This is a genomic window from Paenibacillus harenae DSM 16969 (genome assembly GCF_000422465.1).
Taxonomy (GTDB): Bacteria; Bacillota; Bacilli; order Paenibacillales; family Paenibacillaceae; genus Pristimantibacillus; species Pristimantibacillus harenae.
Map to the genome: position 1 here is coordinate 83,979 of NZ_AULV01000018.1, position 20,566 is coordinate 104,544.

Below are 20,566 nucleotides of genomic sequence, written 5' to 3' on the forward strand. Positions count from 1 at the left end.
ATGAACGTAAGCGAACTGCTTAACAAACAATCGATCCTAATTCCTTTGGAAATTTCGGATAAAACGGAATGCATGCAGGCCATGGTGGACGCGTTAGCGCTATCCGGCTGCGTTACCGATAAGTCGGCCTACCTTGAAGCAGTCATGAACCGCGAGAAGACGGGCTCTACCGGCATCGGCTTTGGAGTCGCTATTCCGCATGGAAAATCCGCAGGCGTAAGCAAGCCAGGCTTAGCTTTCGCGAAGCTGGCGAAGCAGACTGACTGGGATTCGCTTGATGGAGAGCCCGTTTCCGTCGTCTTTATGATCGCGGTGCCGGAGGCGGCGGCCGGCAATGAGCATCTGCAAATATTAATTGCAATATCACGCAAATTAATTGACGAGGATTTCCGCAATAAATTGTTCGCTGTGCAGGATTCAGAGGAATTGATCGGCTTGCTGCAAACCATATAGAAGAAGGAAATGGAGAGAAACTCATATGTTGAATAAAGAAGTGACCATTCGCAATGCAACGGGCTTTCATATACGGCCGGCGCAATTGTTTACGGAGCAGGCGGCAAAGTTTCAATCGCAAGTAAACATTTTGGTTAAAGATCAAGGTGTGAAAGTGGACGGCAAAAGTATTTTGGGACTCATGACGCTCGGACTTGCGCTAGGAAGTGTCATTGAGATTTCCGCCGATGGCCCTGATGAAGAGAAAGCGTTGGAATCGCTTGTACAGCTGGTTGAAGGCGGATTTGGAGAAGTATAACAACAGCGTGAAAACGGAGAGGAGGCCCGGGTCTATGTCACAGGAGTTGAACATTCAAGGCTTAGGGGTTTCAGAAGGCATTAAATTAGGAAAAGCGTTTGTCTATTCGCCTGTGCGTCTGGAGGATGTCAAGGATCAAAAAACTGACGCTCCGGACATGGAAGCGGGCTTGCTTCATACCGCAAAAGCGCATTGTTTAGCCGATTTGGATGCTTTAGTCGCGCGGGCGAATGACATTTTAGGGGAAGAGAAGGCGGTCATTCTAAAGGGCCAGGTCAGCATGCTGAATGATCCTTCTTTTTTCCCGCCCATGGAGAAATTGATTCATAACGATAAGTGGACGGCGGAAACGGCAGTCCGAATGATTACGACACAGACGGCCAGCATATTCGAAAGCATGCCGAGTGAATACATGCGGGAACGGGCTGCGGATGTTCGGGATGTGGGCAGCAGGCTGTTGATGTATGTACGAGGACGGCAAGGCAGCCAGTTATCCGATATTCAGGAAGAAGTCATTATCGTCGCAGATGACCTATCCCCGTCCGATACGGTTCAATTGGATAAGCAGTTCGTACTTGGTTTTGTTACCCGTATTGGCGGCAAAACCTCGCATACGGCTATCTTGGCCAATTCATTAGGTATCGCGGCCATTCTGGGAGCGGGAAGCGGCATTGAACAAATTAAAGATGGCGATTTACTCGCGATTGATGGAGCTACCGGCGTTTGCATCGTGAATCCCGATGCCAAGACGATTGAGGATATGCGTGAGAAGATGCGGTTTCAAGAGGAATCCCGCCAACAATTGTTGGCTTATGCGGATAAAGCAGCGGTTACTGTAGACGGCTTTAAGGTCGAAATCGCAGCTAATATCGGAACGCCCGAAGAGGCTCTCGGCCTGCTGGGAACAGGAGCGGAGGCAGTCGGTTTATACCGTACGGAGTTTTTGTTCATGAGCCGCAGCAGCATGCCGGATGAAGAAACACAATTTCAGGCATACAAATCGGCGGCAGAAGCCATGCAGGGACGTCCCGTCATTATCCGGACGCTCGACATCGGCGGCGATAAAGAGCTGCCTTATTTGGAGCTTCCTCATGAGTTGAACCCTTTTCTAGGTTATCGCGCTATTCGATTGTGTCTGGATCGTCCGAACTTGCTGGTAACTCAGCTGCGGGCTATTCTGCGGGCTAGTGCTTACGGCAATCTCAAAGTGATGTTTCCGATGATTTCAGGCCTTGAAGAGTGGAGAAAAGCGAAGGGCATTTTCGAGGAAGTCCGTGAACAGCTTCGCCTTGAGAACATCCCGATGGCGGAGAAGATTGAAGTCGGCGTCATGATTGAAATACCGTCCGCGGCGCTTCAAGCCGACCGTTTTGCCAAAGAAGTCGATTTCTTCAGCATAGGCACGAATGATTTGGTCCAATATACGCTTGCCGTGGATCGAATGAACGAGAAGGTGTCTTATCTGTATGACTATTTCCACCCTGCGGTCATCCGGCTCATTAAACAAGTCATAGATGCTTCCGACCGTCACGGCAAATGGACAGGTATGTGCGGAAGCATGGCGGGAGATCCATTGGCAGCGCCATTATTAATGGGCTTAGGGCTGCATGAGTGGAGCATGTCTCCGTCCGCCATCCAAAAGATAAAGCGCCAAATTATTAATTTGAACCGCAGTGATTGCCAGGAGCTTGCCGAGAGAATCTTGGATATGGATACGCCGGCAGAGGTTCGGGCAGCTTTAGAGGCTTCTCAAGCTTAACTGTAATGCGGATTATTGCTTTGCTCAGCCATTGTTCGTCCTTAAGAGAAACCTGACCGGAAAGGGTCAGGTTTTTTTGTTTGTGCGCCCAGCATGGGTAACCATCTCTAGGGTGACCCATCCTTGAGTTGGCGTTTAGCCCTTCCGTTTTATAACGGATACCATGTAGTCTCAGCCCCGAATGGTCTTATTTAGCTATTGCCTGACTCTAGTACGACTAGCTAGTATTGAGATAGATAATTTAAAGGTAAGAAAGAAGGGTGATTGAATGAAGCTTAGCCAGATTGAGAATATCTTAGATCCGATTATTCTTGAGCGAGGGGAAGGATATCGAGAAAACGGTCATATCCTTTCCATTAATGAAATCAAGCCGCGGGTTTATCATGCTGAAGTTGAGGGCAGTGAGTTCTACGATGTGGAGATTCAGCTTGGTTCACGCGGTGAAGTGATTTATACATTGTGCGACTGTCCTTACGATAAAGGTCCGATATGTAAGCATGCAGCAGCTGTTCTTTTGGAAATCAGGGACGATTTTTTCAGTAATAGCAAGGTCCAGTCTATACCTAAAAATCAGTCTGCTCCTAAAAAGACCGTAGCAGATCAATTGTCCAAGCTCAGTAAGGACGAGTTGATTACGCTGATTATCAATTTTTCCAATGAAATCGAGGAAGTAGAGCAAGCACTTTGTTTAAAAATTTATTGATGTCGACAATAAAGAGGGTTTAAATCAATATAAAAAAATGATTCGTTCCTCTATCAAGCAAAATTCCGATCGTCATGGCTTTGTTACTAGTCCGAGGAGGATGAAGGTTCATCATATTGATCTATAGCAGCACCTACATGTTTTATCAGTATATTTTCAATCTCTTTTGCATCGTCAGGATGAAACATATGAGAAGATTTTTCGACCCAGAACAAATGTTTTGAATTCGTCGCATTCAATTGATCAAAGTAAGTTTGCACGAGGCTGCCGTAGACATGAACATCTTTACGGCCATGAATAAAGTGGATGGGTATATCGATATTTTTGGCGGACTTTATAAAGTTAACAGTAGAAAAATCTTCGATCATTTGTTGTGTGAAAGAAAATATGAAGCCTTTATAAAATGAATTGTAAATGTCCTTAAGCGTATAATCAGGCGAATGAAGCATAATCTTCACAGCGTCCAAAAGGCTGGGAGGTTGAATCTCTTTATCTTTATAGATCATGGAATTATATTTCATTAACCACTTTCTTAACATCCCCCATTGTTTGAAGCCTTCGGTGTAGGGCGGTTCTCCTAAGCGAGTCAATTCATCAACAGCTTTTTTGTGTCCTCTCTTTTTTGCTTCGTTTATTGCCCATTCCCGACATAACCGATCGTTTTCAGGCCAATCTACGATCTGAGAAATTCCTATGTATGCATGCAATTTATCAGGGATTTTTGCTGCTAGAGATAAACCGATAATGCTTCCCCACGAATGGGCGGCAATGACTATTTTATCTTGGTTAAAACGTTTCCTGAGATAATCTACAAGCTCCTCCGCGTCAGAAATGAACTGAGAGAGTGTTATTGATTCTTTGGGGATGCTTGGGTGATATGACTTCCCAGTTCCTCTCTGGTCCCAAAACACAAGTACATAATGTTGTATGAGTTCCTTAGTGCTAGTTGCTACCGTATAATCCCGATCTCTACAGCTTACACCCGGCAGCGGCATGCTTGGACCTCCATGTATGAATAAAAGCACAGGTTTGTCAATATGCTGGGCTTGTATTAAAATGGATTGTTCGATTCCGCCAATGTTCAATATCTCAACCGCGCTGATTCCAGTTCCTGATATTTCAAATTCTCTCTTTCTAGAGAGCAACTTCAAATCGAACACCTTCCTTGTGATATTTATAATCAAAAATATCTTACCATACGTGGCGCAGCTCGGGTGACATCAAAACTGTGACTACACCCGCAGAAGAGCTTGTGTGGCGTGATCTTCGGACAGGGAGTTCAAATTCCCTCGCCTAGAATCAAAGTGGAAATTCCAATATAAACGTGCTCCCGTCTGGAGAGCTTTCTAACAGATATACTTCTGCTCCGTATAACGCCATAAGGTATTTTACGATGGACAGTCCAAGCCCCGAGCCCCCTTTGTGCCGGGAACGTGAAGCATCCACCCGGAAGAAGCGGTCGAATATACGCCATTTATCCTGTTCCTGAATACCTATTCCAGTATCATGTATCCGAATTATTACTTGTTTAGAGTTCTTTATCATTTCTATGGTAATTTCTCCACCTACTCGATTATACCTAATTCCATTTTCCAACATATTAATAAATACCCGAAGGATAGACCCTTCATCGACAACAACTTGTATATCGAGGTCGCCCTTTATGAACAAGGAAACTTGCCTAGTTTCGGCCAAATGTTTCACAACCTCCCAAGCTTCCTCTACAACCGGTAAAATAGAAATACGATCTGCGATCGGCTGTTTTTTTTCCATTGTCAAAATGAGCATATCTGCTACCAACTGTTCAAGACGGTGCAAAGCTCTTTCCACGGATGAAAAAGTTTCTTGATATTGGGAAATAGTTGCTTCCTGGCTTAGTTGAATGACTTCTATTTGAGTTCGAATCGTGGCCAAAGGCGTGCGCAATTCATGCGCCGCATCTGCAACAAAATGATTTTGCTGAAGAAATGCTGACTCTATCCGCTCTAGCATAGTATTAAAGGAGCGCGCCAATTGAGTCAATTCGTCATAAGGCTGGTTTAAATCCATACGCGTATCTAATGTTTCAATATTGATCGAAGAAGTGGCCTCGACAACTGCCTTCAATGGGCGGAAGGCGATACGGATGAAGCTGAACATGCAAAAAACACCGATACCTATAGTCAGAACAAAACCAATCGTCGATACTAACAGTATTTTTTTTGTATCGAAAATAAACTCAACCACATTAATAAAAGTGACAAGGAATATACATAACAAAATAAACATCGCAATGATCCAAAATACCATTTTGAGGTAAAAGGTTCGAAAGGCGGACTCTTTAAAATCATTAAACAAACGACTATTCCTCCATTGAATGGGGAGCCGTTGGTTTACCCAGTCTATAGCCCTCGCCAATCACCGTTTCAATATAAACGTTGTTTTTCGCATTCCTTAGTTTTTTTCGCAATGAATTGATATGAACTCTCACTGTCGAGGAAAAAGGATCTGCGTTCATATCCCATACATGCTCCAAAAGCAGCTCTGCCGATATCGTTTCATTTGGCCGACGCAGCAAATATTCTAAAATTCCATATTCCTTCCTTGTAAGTTCAACTCTTCTCGTGCCGCACCACACGATCTTTGCAGTCGTATCCATTAATAATTCCCCATACCGTAAGTGGGGATCTCTCCCTCTCATATCCCGCCTGAATAAAGCTCTTATTCTAGCCAGCAGCTCTTCAAAATGAAAGGGTTTGACCATGTAATCGTCGGCTCCTTGATCCAAACCGAATATTTTATCATTGGGCTGACTTCGTGCAGTCAGCATGACGATAAGGAGCTGCGGCAGAAGTGAACGCACCTTTCTGCAAACTTCAAGGCCATCCATAGCGGGTAAATTCAAGTCCAAGATTAGGAGATCATATTCGTTAACCGTGACGAGTTCTATTCCTGATTGTCCATCTTCAGCGGTATCTATCGCGTAACCATGCAGTCGCAAACCTTTTGCGAGAGCATTAAGAAGGTCCTGTTCGTCTTCAATAATTAAAATACGGATTATGATCACCTCTTCCATATCCATTTTATTGCATATTGGATTAAATTAAAATAAAAACGCCGCTTAAACTGCGGCGCTTTTGTCCAGCATCACTAGGTGGGATTTTTACTTACTGTATTGAATCTTGCAGCTATTCCTACCAATCATTTTATTCAACAAACACCAGCTGATTGCAGATGTGCCCAGAGGCCATAACCCAATCATAGCCACCCATCTCAAGTTGCCCTCTAACACGAAAAATAAGCCGCATATCGCAATACCGAGTATAAACCGCAGAAATCGTTCCGAACCGCCTACATTTTTTCTCATGTTGACTCTCCTTCTATACCTCGTTTTAATGTTATCGTTTAACCAATCTCTTTATTGCAAAAACCGCTAAACTGAAAGCATAACAAACTATACACCCCATAAACCGCGGCCATTTTTCAAATTTGCATATATTGGCGTTGGCGCAGCTGCTCATTCTGCCCCTCCCATCTACACCCGGATTTTTGGTTATTTTCAACCCCTATCTTATCGAAACATGTGTTAAATCCTTGTTAAGATAAATAAATCCTTATAAAGAACAAGGTCGTAAAAAACATAAACGGAACATGAGAGGTTACTCTACTAACGGAAGGGGACGTTAGGACAGCCTGACTTACGTCACCTCACCAAACAGCCTCAGCATCACGCGGTGAGGAATTGTAGATTTGCCAAGCCACGGCTCGCCTAAGTACGCCCGCGTGGCAATCTTTTGCTCCCAAAAATGCGAGACTACAGAAATTCCCCAGTCAATTGTGTAATATTGATGAAATGAAGGGGGAAAACGCTTCAGCATTTTTATCGTACCGCCTGTATCCCCAGCTTTTCCGCCAGAAAGCTCATGCGAATTTGCTCCGCCTTTCCGACAAAAGTGAGGAGTTGAAGGCTTTCTCTTTTTTATTTTACAATTTCAAAAACAGTACCTTGGTTATAATCCGTCACATTCATAGAGCCATAAACCCCTAAATATAGTCTGGTTTGATCAAGATTCGTTCCCAAACTAGCATAAAAAGCAGATTGGGACCCAAAATCATAATTGCTTTCAATAACACTAAAGTCATTTCGTTTACAATCTGTTCTTACCCTGGTATAAGCTAAAGCCCCTCTAACCGGAGGCCCAGATCCTTGCCGGGCAAAATCGGTGAACACAACGCTTCCCTTTAAATCGGGGATTCCATTCCCCATATAGGGTTGGACTCCTGTAAGTGCAGTTCCTTCAAACTTATCGGGTCGGGGATCTTTATGAAAATAACTGGTTAGAGGCTGAAGACGCCGAACTGAAGTTTTTACTGCATCATTGTAATAAGCAATTGTTTTCTCATCCAGAGTTGGATTTGTAGAGCAGCCCCTTATAAACGAAGTAGGAAAAGCACCTTCCCACCCTCGCCAGCCAAAGTTTATAAATCCTTCTTGGTCAGGCTCAGAATTCATTAAAGAAGCTTGAATAAGCTGAGTAACCGGTATTGGTTTATAATGAACGAATGAAAAAATCGACTCTACAAGATCCTGTCCGACATTTCCCGCATATTTGATATACTGATGATTAAACCTTTGAAATGAAATGCCAGGTATATTGCGTACCCCTTTTGCAATTACCGTAAGCATTTCCTGGATAGGTACGGGAAGTTCGTTGAAACGTGTGACTACGGGTGGATTATAGATAGATGTATCCTTAGCGACATCAATTTCAATTATTTTACCTGCGATTTCCATATCATCCTGGCTTAAATTAAATGGATCATAGCCTGATCCGCCATCTCCGGTTGTTAAAACAAGTTTTCCTGTTTCAGGTGAAAAGTTTAAGCTATTGACACCATTATGATTAAAAAATGGTCTTCTTAAATGAAGTAATGTCCGCCGTTGTTGAGGTTGACCACTCGATGTTAAAATCCATTCTTCAACTGTATCAATATGGTCATATTGAATTTCTCTATTTATCCACTTGAGGTTTAAGGTTCCGGGGTCACACGGGTTAGGCTTAAAAAATTCAGGAAGAGCACCTTGACTTGCAGCTTCTGAATCAGGAAGAGCACCTGGACCTTGTGTTCCAGCTACTGAATAATGAAGATAAAACAGACCGTTATAATAAAATTGAGGATGAAACGCCAGCCCTAGCAATCCCCGTTCATCATATCCGCCACCAGAAACACCTTGTTTTATGATTCGCGAGCGAATATCTAAAAAAGTCCTTATTACTCCGTCACCTATGTAAAAGATCTCTCCTACCTGGGTCGCAATAAATAATCTTTCGATTGAGTCACCCGGAAGTATAGTTGTTTTCAAAACAGTGGGTAAATTTATCTTACTAACAATGGGCCGTAAACTAACTTTAACTTTTATCAACTAACATAACACTCCTTATTATTGCTTTTCTAATGAGAATATGATTAGAACTGTTCTATTATGTTAGCTCTAATCCAGCATGATTCTTAATTTCTTAAAACAAATAAGACTGATCTCAACCCATAACCAGCAATAGAAAAAGGAAAAGAAATAGATATACACGATATTTATGATGGTAATAGCCGACCCGATCGACGGCCCAAATAGAGGGAATCGAAACCCATATAACAGAATAGCTATACCTGCAAACAAAAGGAAAGAAGCTAAAGCAAGGATGGTTATCCGTTTTTTTAGGTAAACGAATCCGGCCCCGATGCCGAGTCCTAATAACCCTGTTGTAAAGGGAAATACAATAATTTCACTTGGTTGAATAATCATCAACAATACTATGCTTAACAAATATGCCAGCAACCCTGAACGGATGGAGTAGATTGTACCTAATACAATAGGCGCCGTGGCAATAGGGCTAAAAAGGTAGCCAACTCCGGGCATAAACCCGCCTGCCGATTGAAAAATGGCCGCCAGTGCACCTAAGAAAGCGGTAAAGGTCATTTCTTTTGTTTTAGAGGATGTACGATGAAAATATTGGCGGAGGTCAAAGGCGTCCTTATTCGCAGAATGAAACCAAAACATGAACCATTTTTTCATCTCATCACTTCCTAAATGACTTTTTGCAATTCATAAATGATCGTGATCATGATAAGGAACAAGATTACGATGGCTGTGATTCCATCACGCCAACCCATTTGATGCGTCGTACGCCAGTTCCTTTCTACTCCTCCTCGATAGCAACGTGATTCTAAGGCAAGGGCCAATTGTTCCGCACGGCGTATTGTAAATAACATGGATAGAACGATCAAGGAAACGAATGATTTCATCCGATTTGCCATATTCCCTTGATTAAAACCGGATCCTCTAGCTGTTTGCGCTTTGACGATGATATCGAGTTCTTCCAAAAATGTAGGGATAAAACGAATGGAGACGGTAAGCATAAAAGAGAATTGTTCACTTGGAAAGCCTAGACATTGCAGCGGGCGAAGAATCCTTGCAAAACCAAACGCCAATTCCATAGAGGAAGTGGTGAGTGTCAGTAGGGAAGTGGAAAAAATCAGTAAACTGAATCTGGCTGGAAGCAAAATAGCTGACTGAATACCTTCACTGTAAATCTCAATGGGTCCTACGGACCCAATCAGATAGCCTTCTTGATAGCTCACCAATGATATCAATCCAATAAAAGTGATGAGCGGCAACACCACTTTTAGCCCCTGCCATAAAAAATAAAAGGAAAGGCGCGCAATACCGAACAGCACTAGTAATACAGCCGATTGCACAATCACGATGGAAATCGAATTTGTCACAAAAATCAAAAGAATATATAAACATACCCCGACGAGCTTTGTGCGGGGATCTAATCGGTGAACAAAACTTTGTTTATGAATATATCGCCCAATAAGTAAGTGTTCAAACAATCTGTTTATTCCCCCCGGGATTTTCTGAACAAATGAATGATGTGGTCTATCAATTGCTGTTCTTTCATGACTTGACCAGGAATTCTAATTGGCAATATTTTATTTGCTTCCCGTATAAAGCGAAGCTGCGGCGTCATGACAATACCGGCACGGCATAAATCCTGTAACCTTGCTAGCACTTCGCAAGGCTTCATATCTGCGGACACCTTTCCTTGTTCAAACACTACAATGCGCTCCGCGTATTCAAGCGCTTCCTCCAAGCGGTGAGTAATGTAAATAATAGTTATGTGTTCTTGTTCATGAAGCCGTTTTATCAATGAAAGCAAATCGACTCGCCCTTTCGGGTCAAGAGCGACTGTGGGTTCATCCAATATTAAGATTTTAGGATTTGTAATTAATGCTCCCGCCAGTGCAACGCGCCGCATTTGACCCCGGCTTAACCGAAAAGGCGAACGATTCTTTATCTCTTCATAAGATAACCCAACGAATTCCATCATCTGTCTAACGAGGGAAGACAGATGTTTTTCTTCATGATGAAAACGTTGCAGTCCGTAACTGATATCGTCAAATACGTTCTCTCCAACCACCTGATGTTCCGGATATTGAAATACATACCCGACTTCAGACCGTAAAAAATACAGGTCTTTATGCTTGTGAATGATACGGTATGAGCCCACTTTTACTTCTCCTTGGTGAGGAAAGACCAAACCATTAACCATTTGTGCAAAGGTTGTTTTTCCGGAACCGGCTAAGCCCATTACTGCAACAAACTGGCCCGGAGGAATGTCCAATGATATTCTGTTTAGAGCACGGTGTTCGAATGGATTTCCACGGGCGTGCCAATAACTTACGTTTTCAAAGCTGATATGCATATCTGCTTCACCAACTGATCGGGTGTAATTGCATTCCGGATCTCATCATATCCGCTTTCCATAAGCGAATCCCGAATACGTACCGCAAAAGGCGGAATTAGACCAGCCTCTTTCATCATGATCGTATTAGCAAGGATCTCGCCAGGCTTGCCTTCCAACTTCACCATGCCATCCTGTAATACAATGATGCGCTCACAGCCATAAAGGTCTTCCATTTCATGCGTAATTTGCACGATGGTCGTTCCTTGTTGATGTAAGTCAGACATCATTCGGTATAACTCCTGAGCGTCTTTCGGACTTTGCATCGATGAAGCTTCGTCAAAAATGACAGCCTTTGGTTTCATGGCTAAGACCCCCGCAATGGCGAGCTTTTGTTTTTGACCGGGTGACAGCGTATGAGGGGATTGATTTTTCAGAGGGTACAGTTGAAATTGGTCCATAACTTCGGTTAGTCGTTTATCGATCTCCACCGGGGGAACCCCTATATTCTCAAGACTGAATGCAATATCATCCTCTATCGTGTTTCCGACAATTTGTGAATCGGGGTTTTGAAACACAATACCCACCATCCGGCGAATTTCCCACAGATCATTTTCATTACAAGGATTTCGACCAAAGAAATGGATCTCTCCTCGCGTAGGAATGAGAAGACCGTTCATTAACTTCGCAAGGGTTGATTTGCCGGAGCCGTTGCTTCCCACGATGGCTACCCATTCACCCGGGAAGATAGAAAGGTTAATTTCCTGTAACGCCCAGTTATCGTTTTTGCTATATTGATAGAAGATATTTTTAAGGTTTATCATTGTTTTTTCGTAGCCTCCCCCTGAAAAAGAAAAACTTCTTAAATATTCAATTGTTTTATTATATTTATGGGTTCGGTTGATTAACCCTTTTTATTATAGAATTCAATCAGTAGGGCATGGATAAATGCCTGCAGAGAGCGGAAAGAAGCTGAGCGGTGCTCGCAGGCAACAACGGTCATGAAACGGGAATGAGGGGCGCATAGGCCCTAACCCCTAACCCTATCTGTCGATTTTTACACCCTAAAACACACGAAAGCCCTCATCCTTATTCAAGGTGGGGGCTTAGTTTTATATATGCGGATGCGGGGGGAGGCGTTTTGCCGCCCCGTTTACGCAGCATTCTCTACAGTTGCATTTGCTGCATCACCCATCCGATTGACTTGGTTATCCTTCATCCCGATTAAAATTTCCCGTTCGTATTATTCCATTGATCCTGCGGCGGAATTGTCTCGATGACATCCCAGTGCTCGACGAGCTTGCCATTCTTCAACCGAAACAGATCATAGATGGAATTAGGGCTGCCGTTAAAAGTTCCTGCGCTTACGACCAGTACGAAATCGCCTTCGCCGATGACCATATGGATCTTATCGATGCTCGCCGAAACGCCTTGTTCGGCCATTCCCTCAAACGCCTTCATCACTGTCGACAAGCCATCCCCGAACATCGGGTTATGCTGGGTGTAGTTTTCTCCGTCGATATAAGCGGGCATCGCCGCAATATTGCCGCCTATAAATACATCTTCCGCAAACTTCCGGACAAACGCCTTGTTTCCATCCGTTTTGTCCAAATCCGTTATTTCCGTCGTTCCGTCTACCATCGTATGACCGCTCGGATTCGGCTCGGCAAACGGCTGCAAGTTATCCCAGTGCTCCACGATTTTCCCGTTCTCGAAACGGAAGATATCGAATACGGCGGATTTCGAGCCGAACAGGTTCACAAGCGAATGAACGGCTACGTAATCGCCGTCTTCAATAACCCGTGCGATATCATAGGTTACGCCCGCTCCTTTCAATTGACCGATTGCCCCGACCAAAGCCTCTCTTCCGCTCGGAAAAGCAAGATTGTGCTGAATGTATTTGTCGGCGCTGATCCATTTCAGGGCTGCGGCAGAGTCTCCTGTTTCAAAGCTTTTTAACACCTCTACCGCTTTATCTTTATTCCTTGTTTCAATCGATACAGATTTGACGGATGCATTCCATGTTACCCGTTTGCCTAACGCTTGCCCGATAAAATCCGCAGGCACATAGGTTTTTCCGCTTCCGGAAACGAACGGCGCAACGGACAACTGCACTGCCTTTCCGCCGATATTTGCCTCTGTGCTGCCTATGCGAATATATATGTTCGTATCGCCTTTTTGCAGCGTGACGCTTTTTTCCGGCGTGCTCCAGACGATATCTGCTGCTCCGAGCTCTTCCGCAACGACTCTGAGGGGCAGGAACACTTGTTTGTTCTTGACGATCGGGGCATCCGCGTAAGCCTCCTCCGACCCGTCAATGACGATTTTAATCCCGTTATCCGTCTTTGCATCCGCTGCTGCAGTCATGGGCAGCGAAGCGGACACCGATAATAAACCGATCAGCAGCATAGAAGCGACTTGTTTCTTCATCGTGTAACCTCCAAAAATGTTATTATGAGTATTTTTGTAACCGAATCAGTTACATCTAAGCGAAAAAAACGACCGGCGTATCCAAAAAATCCGGACTGCCGTTTTTCGGGTTCACTCCTTCCAGTTGTTTTGTTACAATAGTAGAATAATAGATACCCGGAATTTGAACAAGTACTATTATAATTAATAGATAGTATCAAAAACCATAGTATTGGAGCGATACAAATGGCCAAGTACGGCGAGGAATTTTTGAAGTGTCCGGTATTTACGGCGCAAAGCCTGATCGGCGGAAAGTGGAAGGTTTATATTTTGTGGACGCTGCATGACGGAGCAAAACGGTTCAGCGAAATTAATCGGTCGCTCCCTCACGTCACCCAATCGATGCTTACGAACACGCTTCGCGACCTGGAGAAAGACGGCTTGATCCACCGCGAGGTGTTCCGGGAAGTACCGCCGAGGGTGGAGTATTCCCTCACCCCGATCGCCTGGAAGTTGATTCCCCACCTGGAGCAGCTCGTCGAATGGGGCGTCGAATATATAAGCCACATGGGCACGATGGACGAGGAAGCGGCGAAACCGGACCTCCCTCAGAGCAAAAGCACGGAAAAAGAATAAGAGCATGAAATCAGCCTGTCGGCATGGCCGTCAGGTTTTTTTGTCTATCAAGATGATATGATGATATACGTAAATAATATATTGACTTTTAAATGATATGCCATTAAATTGGTAATGAAAGCGCTTATAATTAAGGTTTATGGAGGCGGTCATACGGCATGACCGGACCGTCTTCGGCTTGCCCGTGGAATTTATTTTGAACGGAGGTTAATGATGTGATGAGATTGAAGAAGAAAATCCTGTCTCCTATGATCGTGCTTACCGCGGCGGTTTCCCTCATTTGGTCATCCCTATTGCCCATTGGGGCAGAACGGACGCAGGCATTCGCCGCATCCGATGCGGATACGGCGATCAAGGCATTTAACGAGATGTTTTGGGATCCGGCCGCAAAGACCTTCTGGAGTAATTCGAATCGCAACGGCCATCAAGGCTTCTGGGTGGAAGCGGAGCTTTGGGAAATGGTCATGGACGCCTACGTTCATACGTCGGATCCTGAATTGAAAGCCAGTCTGAGGACCCAAATCGACGATATATTCGACGGCGCGGTAGCCATGCATGGCGAGGACTGGACGAACAACCCGTTCAACGACGATATCATGTGGTGGGCCATGGGTTCCGCCAGAGCTTATCAATTAACCGGAGAACAGAGATACTTGGACAAGGCCAGCTATTATTTTGACTTCGTATTCGATACCCAATGGGACGACGGGTTTGCGGGCGGCGGCATCTGGTGGCTGAATTCCGAGCATCATACGAAAAATTCCTGCATTAACTTCCCGGCGGCGCAAGCGGCAATCTATATGTATAACATTACGCAGGATGAACATTATTTAGATGCGGCCGTCCGTATTTTCAGCTGGGGCAAAACGATGCTATCGGACGGGAATGGAAAAATATACGACCGGATCGAGGTCGATAACGGCGTGCAGGGCGGCGCGACCCATTACAATCAGGGCACTTACATAGGGGCGGCCGTCGGGCTCTATCAAGCAACCGGAAACGCGCTGTATTTGGACGATGCCGTGAAAGCGGCGAGCCATACCATGAATCATATGGTCGACGCCAACCGGATCCTGAACTATGAAGGGCCGAATGGAGATTTAAAAGGCGGAAAAACGATTTTAATGCGGAATATGGCTTATCTGCAGAAGGCTCTGGATGAACAAAGCGAAAGCAAGTATACGGCGTTTAGCAGCGAGTTCGACTACTGGCTTGCCTTCAATACCGAGATGGCGTGGAGTCACCGGAATGCAAGCAATATCGTCGATGGCAACTGGGCGGGGCAGCTGCTGGCCGGAACCTACGAATCATGGTCATCGTCCGGCGCCGTCGAAGCTTTGTCGGTGATCAAACCGGTCGATGTCGAGCTGCAATATGCGGCAAAGAATGCTTACAATAAGATCGAGGCGGAAAAATACAATGTCGGAACCGGTTTTGTAATGGAGGGCTCCGTTGAAGGAACGTCCCAGCTCGGAGGCATTCAGCCCGGCTTCTATGCCGCGTATAAAAATGTGGATTTCGGCGCTGAAGGCGCAATAGGGTTCATTGCCAGAGCAGCCAGCGGAACAAGCGGCGGCCAAATCGAAATCCGGCTTGATTCCTTGCAGGGCCCCAAGGCCGGCACCTTGAACGTTGAAGGAACGGGCGGGTGGAACAACTACTTGGATGCGGTCACTCTTCTGAAGGATGATGAAGGAAATACCGTTACCGTAACGGGAATCCATGATGTCTATTTATTGTTCAAGAAAACAAACGACGACTATCTATTTAATCTAAACTGGTTCAGATTTACCGCAACGGATCCGACCGAAACGGACCCGTACGCGAAGCTGAAAGCCGGAAATTACGACGGCAGTTCGGGTCTTAGCAAAAATGAAAACGGGGGCTATCTGGACAGCATTCACGACGGCGCTTATGCCTCTTATACGGGAATAGACTTCGGAGCGGGCGCCGCAGGCATTACGCTCCATGTGTCGAGCGGCAATCAAGGCGGCACGGTTGAAGTGAAGCTGGACAGTCTGAACGGTCCGACGGTAGGCGTCATAGAGATTCCGGCACTCGGAGATTGGAATAAGTGGGTGGACGTCATGTCTCCGATCGATCAAACGGCGGCGGCGGGTATCCATGATGTCTATCTCATCTTCCACGGCAAGGACGGGAGCGACTTTCCGTGTAATTTGGACTGGTTTACTTTTACGACCGTAAAGGGGAAAGCAAGGGATGCCTTAGGTAAGCTGGAGGCGGAAGACCATACAAGCGGTTCGGGCTTCGGCAGGGAAAGCGGCGGCGGGCAAATGTATCTGGCGGGCATATACGGTCCCAATAACCCGTATGCCATGTACAACTACATTGACTTTGGCAGCACGAGTCCTTCCAAATTCAACGTGCAAGCAGCAAGCGCCACAAGCGGGGGGACGATTGAAGTCAGAATCGGCGGCATGAACGGTCCGGTTATAGCGACCGCCGCCGTATCAGGTACCAGCGGATGGCAAAATTTCAAGGTCTTCTCGGCGGACGTAACCGCCCCCGTAACGGGCAAGCACATCGTCTTCCTGTTGTTTAAGGGCAGCGACTGGTTGTATAACTTCGACAAATTCACGTTCGGTGATCCGGCTGTGTTTACGGCTCCGACCCCAACGCCGGATCCGGAGGTCGACAACATTCCTCCCGGCGAGGTGGAGAATATCCGGGTGATTCGCGGAGACGATCATTTCAAGCTGAATTGGGATGGGCCTTATGATACGGATGCCGTTAAAACGCAAATTACGCTTTTCAGCGATGGGCAGCAGGTCGGGAACGTCCTTGAAGTGAAAAGAGGCATTCAAACCGCGATGATCTCAGGCATCGAACCAGACAAGGCGTACTCCATTTTCATAAGAAATGTGGATGCATCGGGAAATGCGTCGAACGGAATCACGGTCAATGAAGAGGCGGCACTTCCTTCTTACACGATTTCCGCAAACGGGAATGAATTGAAGGATGGAGATACGTTCGAGGATTACGCGCCTTTAATCTTTAAAATAGGGAGCAGCCTATCGGCGATCGTTACGGCTATGATCACCATTGACGGCAAGGAATATCCAACGAAAGAAGAGAGCATTAACATCGACTTGGCTGGAAATCTTGGAGCTAAGACGGCAACCGTTACGATCGAGGATCAATCGGGCAACAAACTTACGAAGACGATCGGTTTTCAAGTTGTAACGAGTGTAAATTCCATTCAGCAATTAATGAAGCGCTACGAGGCTTCGGGAGATGTAAGCGGACCCCTCGTGAACCAGCTCGCGAATTCGCTTAAGCAGGTTCAGCATCATCTGGATAAAGAGAGTCCTGAAGAAGCAGTTAAGCATATGGGCGACTTTGTCAAACATTTAAATAATGCAGCCATGAGCCCTAACGTGACAGAAGGCGCCAAATCCGTTCTGAACACGGATGCGGAAGCGCTCATCCGGCTGTGGAATGATTGATAGAGCGCAATAGCACACTTCGGCGAATTGTGGTTTTCACAACCGCGATTCACCTCCAACAAGCAAAACCCGACCGTATGAGGTCGGGTTTTTGCTTAAGAGATTTGGCCGCGAATTTCGCCATCCGGGTTTTGTTTGGTGTGGACATTGACGTAGGCGTTGTTTCTATTAATCTCGCGGACGAGCTCGGCGATTGTTCTTCCGCTGAGAGGACCGACTAAGCTGCTTGCGGTTAATCGTCCGAGGACAACTCCTTTCCTTACGGTAATGCCGAATGCCGAGGGGCCGAACAGGGAGGCGACTACGGGGCCGTTCACTCCTTTTGGCCCAAGATGGATATGAGCCTCGGTTACACGTCTAATATCCCGGACGACCAGCTTAAATAACAAGGTGTCTCCTGCGCGATTAAGCTGAAATAAAGCATTTCCTGAAGCAATCGTCCTTACGGGTGGCACCTCGTTTCTTCCACTCAAGATAGCTCTAAACTTTTTGATGCTCCTCACCTCGCTTTTATTGAACTCTAAGAGTTTATAAGTTTTACGCTTATAAGCGCCTAGAATTCTCCGCGAAACGGTCGGCTGACTCTCTTAAGAAAGCCGACAGGCGTTTCTGCTTGATAGAGCATCGTATGCTAGATTGATAGATTCGGTCCGTTCATTTGTCCCGCGTTTATGATTTTTTTTGCCCTTTCCTTTAATCGCTTAACGTCGATCCGGTCTCGAGGAATGTCTTCATGCCCGAAAGGACGATCGGCAGTCCGTTCTCGAGGATCTCGGCAGTGCGGGCAGACTGCTCGAACTCGTCGTGCACGACGGTTACGAGGGTCACGCCGGGAAGCTCGGCATGCGGATCGATCTCCCACGTCATGCGGGAAGGGGCATCGCCGGCCGCATCCGGGAACGAGAGAAAGCGCCAGCTCAACACCAGCCTGCGCGGCGGTTCGATGGCAAGAATGACGCCCTCCGCTTTCTTCTCATCCGCGTTCCAGAGCTCGAACGGAGACTCATTTTCCCAGGTAGAGCGGATCGCGCAATTGAACCAGAACTTCGACGTCTTTACAGGGTCGGTGAGCGCTTGCCATACCTGCTCGGGTTTCGCTTTAATGGCGATCCGGTTTACATGCCGGGGTTTGTTTTCCATATTCGGTTCACGCTCCAAGTCGTTTTGTAGTGCCGTTAATCCGAATGCCCACGGCTCGGCGTACTTGCTTACCCAACGGTCATAAATTTGGCGGATGGGCACGGCGTTCAAATAATGCAGCTTTTCCCGGCCTACTTTCCTCGTCGTAATGAGCCCGGCTTCCTCCAGGATGTTCAAATGCTTCATGACGCCGAATCTGGACATGTCGAGCGGCGCGCACAGCTCGTTGAGCGAACGTCCGTCCGAAGCGTGAAGCTGATCCAGGAGCGTGCGGCGGCTAGGATCCGAGAGCGCCTTAAATATGTCGTTATTCAATCGGAACACCTCCATCTACAGCCTGAATAAAGTTTCTTTGAAACACTTGACATGTGACCATAAGGTAACGTATCATAAATACGATAAGAGTGACTATATAGTCACATGTTATCACAAACCGGACTGTTTGTCAGCCGGCGGCATGCGGTCTCGGCCATCCCATTTTAAAAAAGAGAGCGAAAGGTGATGTTGAATATGAACATGATGATGATCGCGGGCAGTAACCGTACAAATGCATCAAGCACGTGTCTTCTACGGTATATCGAAGGCTTATTGAAAAATCGTAAAATATCGGTCACGTTAGTTGATTTACGGGAACAGCCGCTGCCGTTTTTTTCGCCAGATGAACAGGAGCTTCATCCAAATGTCCAGCGTGTGCTGGAAGCCGCCTCGAACGCGGACGGATTGATCCTTGCGACTCCGGAATATCACGGCTCCGTATCGGGGCTTCTAAAAAACGCTTTGGACTATATGAACGCAGGACATGTAGCAGGTAAGGCGGTGCTCTCCGTAAGCTCCGCAGGCGGCCCGGTGGGCGTAAGCTCGCTTACGCATCTGCAGACGATCGTGCGTAATTTGCACGGCGTGAATTGTCCGGAGTGGATCTCGATCGGGTATGGATCGAATGCTTTTGACCCGGATGGCGCCCCGTTGGATGAAGGTATGAGAAGCAGAATCCAAAACGCAGTCGAGCAATTCGTGGAACTGACTGGCATGCTTGCGGCCAAGGCTGCGGCAGCGAACTGACGGCACGGCGGCATTGGCCGCAGCAGGCTTACAGGTAATTAAGGCAAGTCAGGCGGCAAACAACAAAGGAGAGGTTGGGTTTGGCCATGAACGCATTGGAACGGAAAAATGTTGAAGCGGTAACCGCGTTTATTGAAAATGAAGCGAATCACGGCGAGCTGTACCGCACCGATCAGTTTTTTGCCCCGCAAATCACGGAGGCCTTTACGGATCGGAGCTGCGCCGTGGACGAAATTCTAATCCAGGGAGATAAGGTAACGGCAAGAATTCTGATTACAGGCACGCATACAGGTTCGTTTGCAGGCAATTTGCCTACGGGCAAGGCCGTGAAGGTCACACAGTTCCGTGAATTCCGCGTTGTGGATGGCGAAATTATCGAGCATCGGGGATGGTTCGATACGGGAACGCTTTTGCATCAAATTCAGGCGGTTAAGCAATAACGACAAAGGAGATGGATCATGATGAAGACAATAGAGCAGATGAATACGGAGACGGTAACCGCATTTATCGAGGACTTCTGGAACCGGAACGACTTGAATAGCGCCGATCAATATTTATCCGACGATTACCAAGAGCTCAGTTATCATTCCAAGGAAGGCTTGAAGCAGTTCGCGGCGAATATTCTGGCGGCTTTTCCCGATAAACGCTACACGGTGGAAGACATCATCGCCCAAGAGGAGAAGGTCCTTGTCAGAATGAAGGTGAAGGGCACGCATAAAGGGATGTTTTTCGGAAACCAGCCCACGGGGCATACCATCGATGTCACGCTGTACCGTCAATATCGGGTCTTCGACGGTAAGATTGCCGAGCATCGCGGCTGGATCGATATGGTGACGATGTGGAGCCAGATACGGGGGGAATAGGGGCTTGTATACGAACCCGACCGCACAAGGTCGGGTTTTTTAAGTTAGGATG

22 protein-coding genes are annotated in these 20,566 nt (G+C 46.3%); 9 read left to right on the top strand and 13 right to left on the bottom strand.

Translation table 11 applies throughout. From position 1 onward, the window contains the following. From H581_RS0106160 to H581_RS0106175, 4 genes are all read left to right on the top strand, one after another. On the top strand, nucleotides 1-453 hold the full coding sequence (locus tag H581_RS0106160) for a PTS sugar transporter subunit IIA (protein WP_028609249.1): 453 nt from the start codon (nucleotides 1-3) through the stop codon (nucleotides 451-453). Between the two features lie 25 nt (nucleotides 454-478). Continuing rightward, entirely contained in the window at nucleotides 479-751 is a 273-nt protein-coding gene (locus H581_RS0106165) for an HPr family phosphocarrier protein (protein ID WP_028609250.1), read from the top strand. Between the two features lie 34 nt (nucleotides 752-785). Further along, the gene (gene ptsP, locus H581_RS0106170; RefSeq protein WP_028609251.1) at nucleotides 786-2,510 is read left to right on the top strand and encodes a phosphoenolpyruvate--protein phosphotransferase; all 1,725 of its coding nucleotides are present in this window, start codon (nucleotides 786-788) and stop codon (nucleotides 2,508-2,510) included. A 268-nt stretch (nucleotides 2,511-2,778) separates the two neighbouring features. Further along, nucleotides 2,779-3,213 (top strand): SWIM zinc finger family protein, encoded by a 435-nt coding sequence (locus H581_RS0106175; protein ID WP_028609252.1) that lies wholly within the window; start codon nucleotides 2,779-2,781, stop codon nucleotides 3,211-3,213. Between the two features lie 86 nt (nucleotides 3,214-3,299). Here the strand turns inward: H581_RS0106175 and H581_RS33225 are convergent, their stop codons facing one another. From H581_RS33225 to H581_RS36960, 11 genes are all read right to left on the bottom strand, one after another. After that, the gene (locus H581_RS33225) at nucleotides 3,300-4,364 is read right to left on the bottom strand and encodes an alpha/beta fold hydrolase (protein WP_245599941.1); all 1,065 of its coding nucleotides are present in this window, start codon (nucleotides 4,362-4,364) and stop codon (nucleotides 3,300-3,302) included. 148 nt (nucleotides 4,365-4,512) lie between these two features. Next, entirely contained in the window at nucleotides 4,513-5,550 is a 1,038-nt protein-coding gene (locus tag H581_RS33230) for a sensor histidine kinase (RefSeq protein ID WP_036717933.1), read from the bottom strand. A 4-nt stretch (nucleotides 5,551-5,554) separates the two neighbouring features. Continuing rightward, nucleotides 5,555-6,274, bottom strand: a complete 720-nt coding sequence (locus tag H581_RS0106190) for a response regulator transcription factor (protein WP_245599943.1) — start codon at nucleotides 6,272-6,274, stop codon at nucleotides 5,555-5,557. 81 nt (nucleotides 6,275-6,355) lie between these two features. Beyond that, nucleotides 6,356-6,559 (bottom strand): YgaP family membrane protein, encoded by a 204-nt coding sequence (locus H581_RS39590; RefSeq protein WP_028609254.1) that lies wholly within the window; start codon nucleotides 6,557-6,559, stop codon nucleotides 6,356-6,358. A 331-nt stretch (nucleotides 6,560-6,890) separates the two neighbouring features. Continuing rightward, a complete protein-coding gene (locus H581_RS0106200; RefSeq protein ID WP_028609255.1) occupies nucleotides 6,891-7,070 on the bottom strand; it encodes a hypothetical protein in 180 nt (59 codons plus the stop codon). Nucleotides 7,071-7,171: 101 nt separating this feature from the next. Further along, entirely contained in the window at nucleotides 7,172-8,617 is a 1,446-nt protein-coding gene (locus H581_RS0106205) for a PQQ-dependent sugar dehydrogenase (protein ID WP_028609256.1), read from the bottom strand. A gap of 69 nt (nucleotides 8,618-8,686) precedes the next feature. Next, nucleotides 8,687-9,265 (bottom strand): hypothetical protein, encoded by a 579-nt coding sequence (locus tag H581_RS0106210; RefSeq protein ID WP_051250493.1) that lies wholly within the window; start codon nucleotides 9,263-9,265, stop codon nucleotides 8,687-8,689. 11 nt (nucleotides 9,266-9,276) lie between these two features. Then, the gene (locus tag H581_RS33235; protein WP_051250494.1) at nucleotides 9,277-10,086 is read right to left on the bottom strand and encodes an energy-coupling factor transporter transmembrane component T family protein; all 810 of its coding nucleotides are present in this window, start codon (nucleotides 10,084-10,086) and stop codon (nucleotides 9,277-9,279) included. Nucleotides 10,087-10,091: 5 nt separating this feature from the next. Then, the gene (locus tag H581_RS0106220) at nucleotides 10,092-10,958 is read right to left on the bottom strand and encodes an ATP-binding cassette domain-containing protein (RefSeq protein ID WP_028609258.1); all 867 of its coding nucleotides are present in this window, start codon (nucleotides 10,956-10,958) and stop codon (nucleotides 10,092-10,094) included. Next, complete coding sequence (locus H581_RS0106225; protein WP_028609259.1) at nucleotides 10,934-11,761, bottom strand: ATP-binding cassette domain-containing protein; 828 nt, start codon at nucleotides 11,759-11,761, stop codon at nucleotides 10,934-10,936. Before H581_RS0106225 ends, H581_RS0106220 begins: the two co-directional genes overlap by 25 nt. A gap of 400 nt (nucleotides 11,762-12,161) precedes the next feature. Beyond that, nucleotides 12,162-13,367: a stalk domain-containing protein gene (locus H581_RS36960; protein ID WP_028609260.1), complete on the bottom strand. Its 1,206-nt coding sequence runs from the start codon at nucleotides 13,365-13,367 to the stop codon at nucleotides 12,162-12,164. A 225-nt stretch (nucleotides 13,368-13,592) separates the two neighbouring features. On the opposite strand from H581_RS36960, the gene H581_RS0106235 reads away from it, so the two are divergent. Next, on the top strand, nucleotides 13,593-13,982 hold the full coding sequence (locus tag H581_RS0106235) for a winged helix-turn-helix transcriptional regulator (RefSeq protein ID WP_028609261.1): 390 nt from the start codon (nucleotides 13,593-13,595) through the stop codon (nucleotides 13,980-13,982). A gap of 218 nt (nucleotides 13,983-14,200) precedes the next feature. Further along, on the top strand, nucleotides 14,201-17,449 hold the full coding sequence (locus tag H581_RS0106240; protein ID WP_036717936.1) for a carbohydrate-binding protein: 3,249 nt from the start codon (nucleotides 14,201-14,203) through the stop codon (nucleotides 17,447-17,449). A gap of 95 nt (nucleotides 17,450-17,544) precedes the next feature. Here the strand turns inward: H581_RS0106240 and H581_RS0106245 are convergent, their stop codons facing one another. Next, a complete protein-coding gene (locus H581_RS0106245) occupies nucleotides 17,545-17,943 on the bottom strand; it encodes a CHRD domain-containing protein (RefSeq protein ID WP_036717985.1) in 399 nt (132 codons plus the stop codon). A gap of 199 nt (nucleotides 17,944-18,142) precedes the next feature. Further along, the gene (locus H581_RS0106250; RefSeq protein ID WP_028609264.1) at nucleotides 18,143-18,904 is read right to left on the bottom strand and encodes an ArsR/SmtB family transcription factor; all 762 of its coding nucleotides are present in this window, start codon (nucleotides 18,902-18,904) and stop codon (nucleotides 18,143-18,145) included. A gap of 195 nt (nucleotides 18,905-19,099) precedes the next feature. Between H581_RS0106250 and H581_RS0106255 the strand changes: the two genes are divergently transcribed. The 3 genes from H581_RS0106255 (at nucleotide 19,100) to H581_RS0106265 (ending at nucleotide 20,514) form a co-directional block, all read left to right on the top strand. Further along, the gene (locus H581_RS0106255) at nucleotides 19,100-19,651 is read left to right on the top strand and encodes an NADPH-dependent FMN reductase (protein WP_036717988.1); all 552 of its coding nucleotides are present in this window, start codon (nucleotides 19,100-19,102) and stop codon (nucleotides 19,649-19,651) included. A gap of 86 nt (nucleotides 19,652-19,737) precedes the next feature. Next, the gene (locus tag H581_RS0106260; protein ID WP_028609266.1) at nucleotides 19,738-20,091 is read left to right on the top strand and encodes an ester cyclase; all 354 of its coding nucleotides are present in this window, start codon (nucleotides 19,738-19,740) and stop codon (nucleotides 20,089-20,091) included. An 18-nt stretch (nucleotides 20,092-20,109) separates the two neighbouring features. Next, the gene (locus tag H581_RS0106265) at nucleotides 20,110-20,514 is read left to right on the top strand and encodes an ester cyclase (RefSeq protein ID WP_245599944.1); all 405 of its coding nucleotides are present in this window, start codon (nucleotides 20,110-20,112) and stop codon (nucleotides 20,512-20,514) included. Nucleotides 20,515-20,566 lie beyond the last annotated feature (52 nt).

Excerpts from the sequence above, each read along its gene's own strand:
- H581_RS0106160 (WP_028609249.1), top strand. The coding sequence starts at position 1 with ATGAACGTAAGCGAACTGCTTAACAAACAATCGATCCTAATTCCTTTG.
- H581_RS0106165 (WP_028609250.1), top strand. The coding sequence starts at position 479 with ATGTTGAATAAAGAAGTGACCATTCGCAATGCAACGGGCTTTCATATA.
- ptsP (WP_028609251.1), top strand. The coding sequence starts at position 786 with ATGTCACAGGAGTTGAACATTCAAGGCTTAGGGGTTTCAGAAGGCATT.
- H581_RS0106175 (WP_028609252.1), top strand. The coding sequence starts at position 2,779 with ATGAAGCTTAGCCAGATTGAGAATATCTTAGATCCGATTATTCTTGAG.
- H581_RS0106190 (WP_245599943.1), bottom strand. The coding sequence starts at position 6,274 with ATGGATATGGAAGAGGTGATCATAATCCGTATTTTAATTATTGAAGAC.
- H581_RS39590 (WP_028609254.1), bottom strand. The coding sequence starts at position 6,559 with ATGAGAAAAAATGTAGGCGGTTCGGAACGATTTCTGCGGTTTATACTC.
- H581_RS0106200 (WP_028609255.1), bottom strand. The coding sequence starts at position 7,070 with ATGCTGAAGCGTTTTCCCCCTTCATTTCATCAATATTACACAATTGAC.
- H581_RS0106210 (WP_051250493.1), bottom strand. The coding sequence starts at position 9,265 with ATGAAAAAATGGTTCATGTTTTGGTTTCATTCTGCGAATAAGGACGCC.
- H581_RS0106220 (WP_028609258.1), bottom strand. The coding sequence starts at position 10,958 with ATGCATATCAGCTTTGAAAACGTAAGTTATTGGCACGCCCGTGGAAAT.
- H581_RS0106225 (WP_028609259.1), bottom strand. The coding sequence starts at position 11,761 with ATGATAAACCTTAAAAATATCTTCTATCAATATAGCAAAAACGATAAC.
- H581_RS36960 (WP_028609260.1), bottom strand. The coding sequence starts at position 13,367 with ATGAAGAAACAAGTCGCTTCTATGCTGCTGATCGGTTTATTATCGGTG.
- H581_RS0106235 (WP_028609261.1), top strand. The coding sequence starts at position 13,593 with ATGGCCAAGTACGGCGAGGAATTTTTGAAGTGTCCGGTATTTACGGCG.
- H581_RS0106240 (WP_036717936.1), top strand. The coding sequence starts at position 14,201 with ATGAGATTGAAGAAGAAAATCCTGTCTCCTATGATCGTGCTTACCGCG.
- H581_RS0106255 (WP_036717988.1), top strand. The coding sequence starts at position 19,100 with ATGAACATGATGATGATCGCGGGCAGTAACCGTACAAATGCATCAAGC.
- H581_RS0106260 (WP_028609266.1), top strand. The coding sequence starts at position 19,738 with ATGAACGCATTGGAACGGAAAAATGTTGAAGCGGTAACCGCGTTTATT.
- H581_RS0106265 (WP_245599944.1), top strand. The coding sequence starts at position 20,110 with ATGATGAAGACAATAGAGCAGATGAATACGGAGACGGTAACCGCATTT.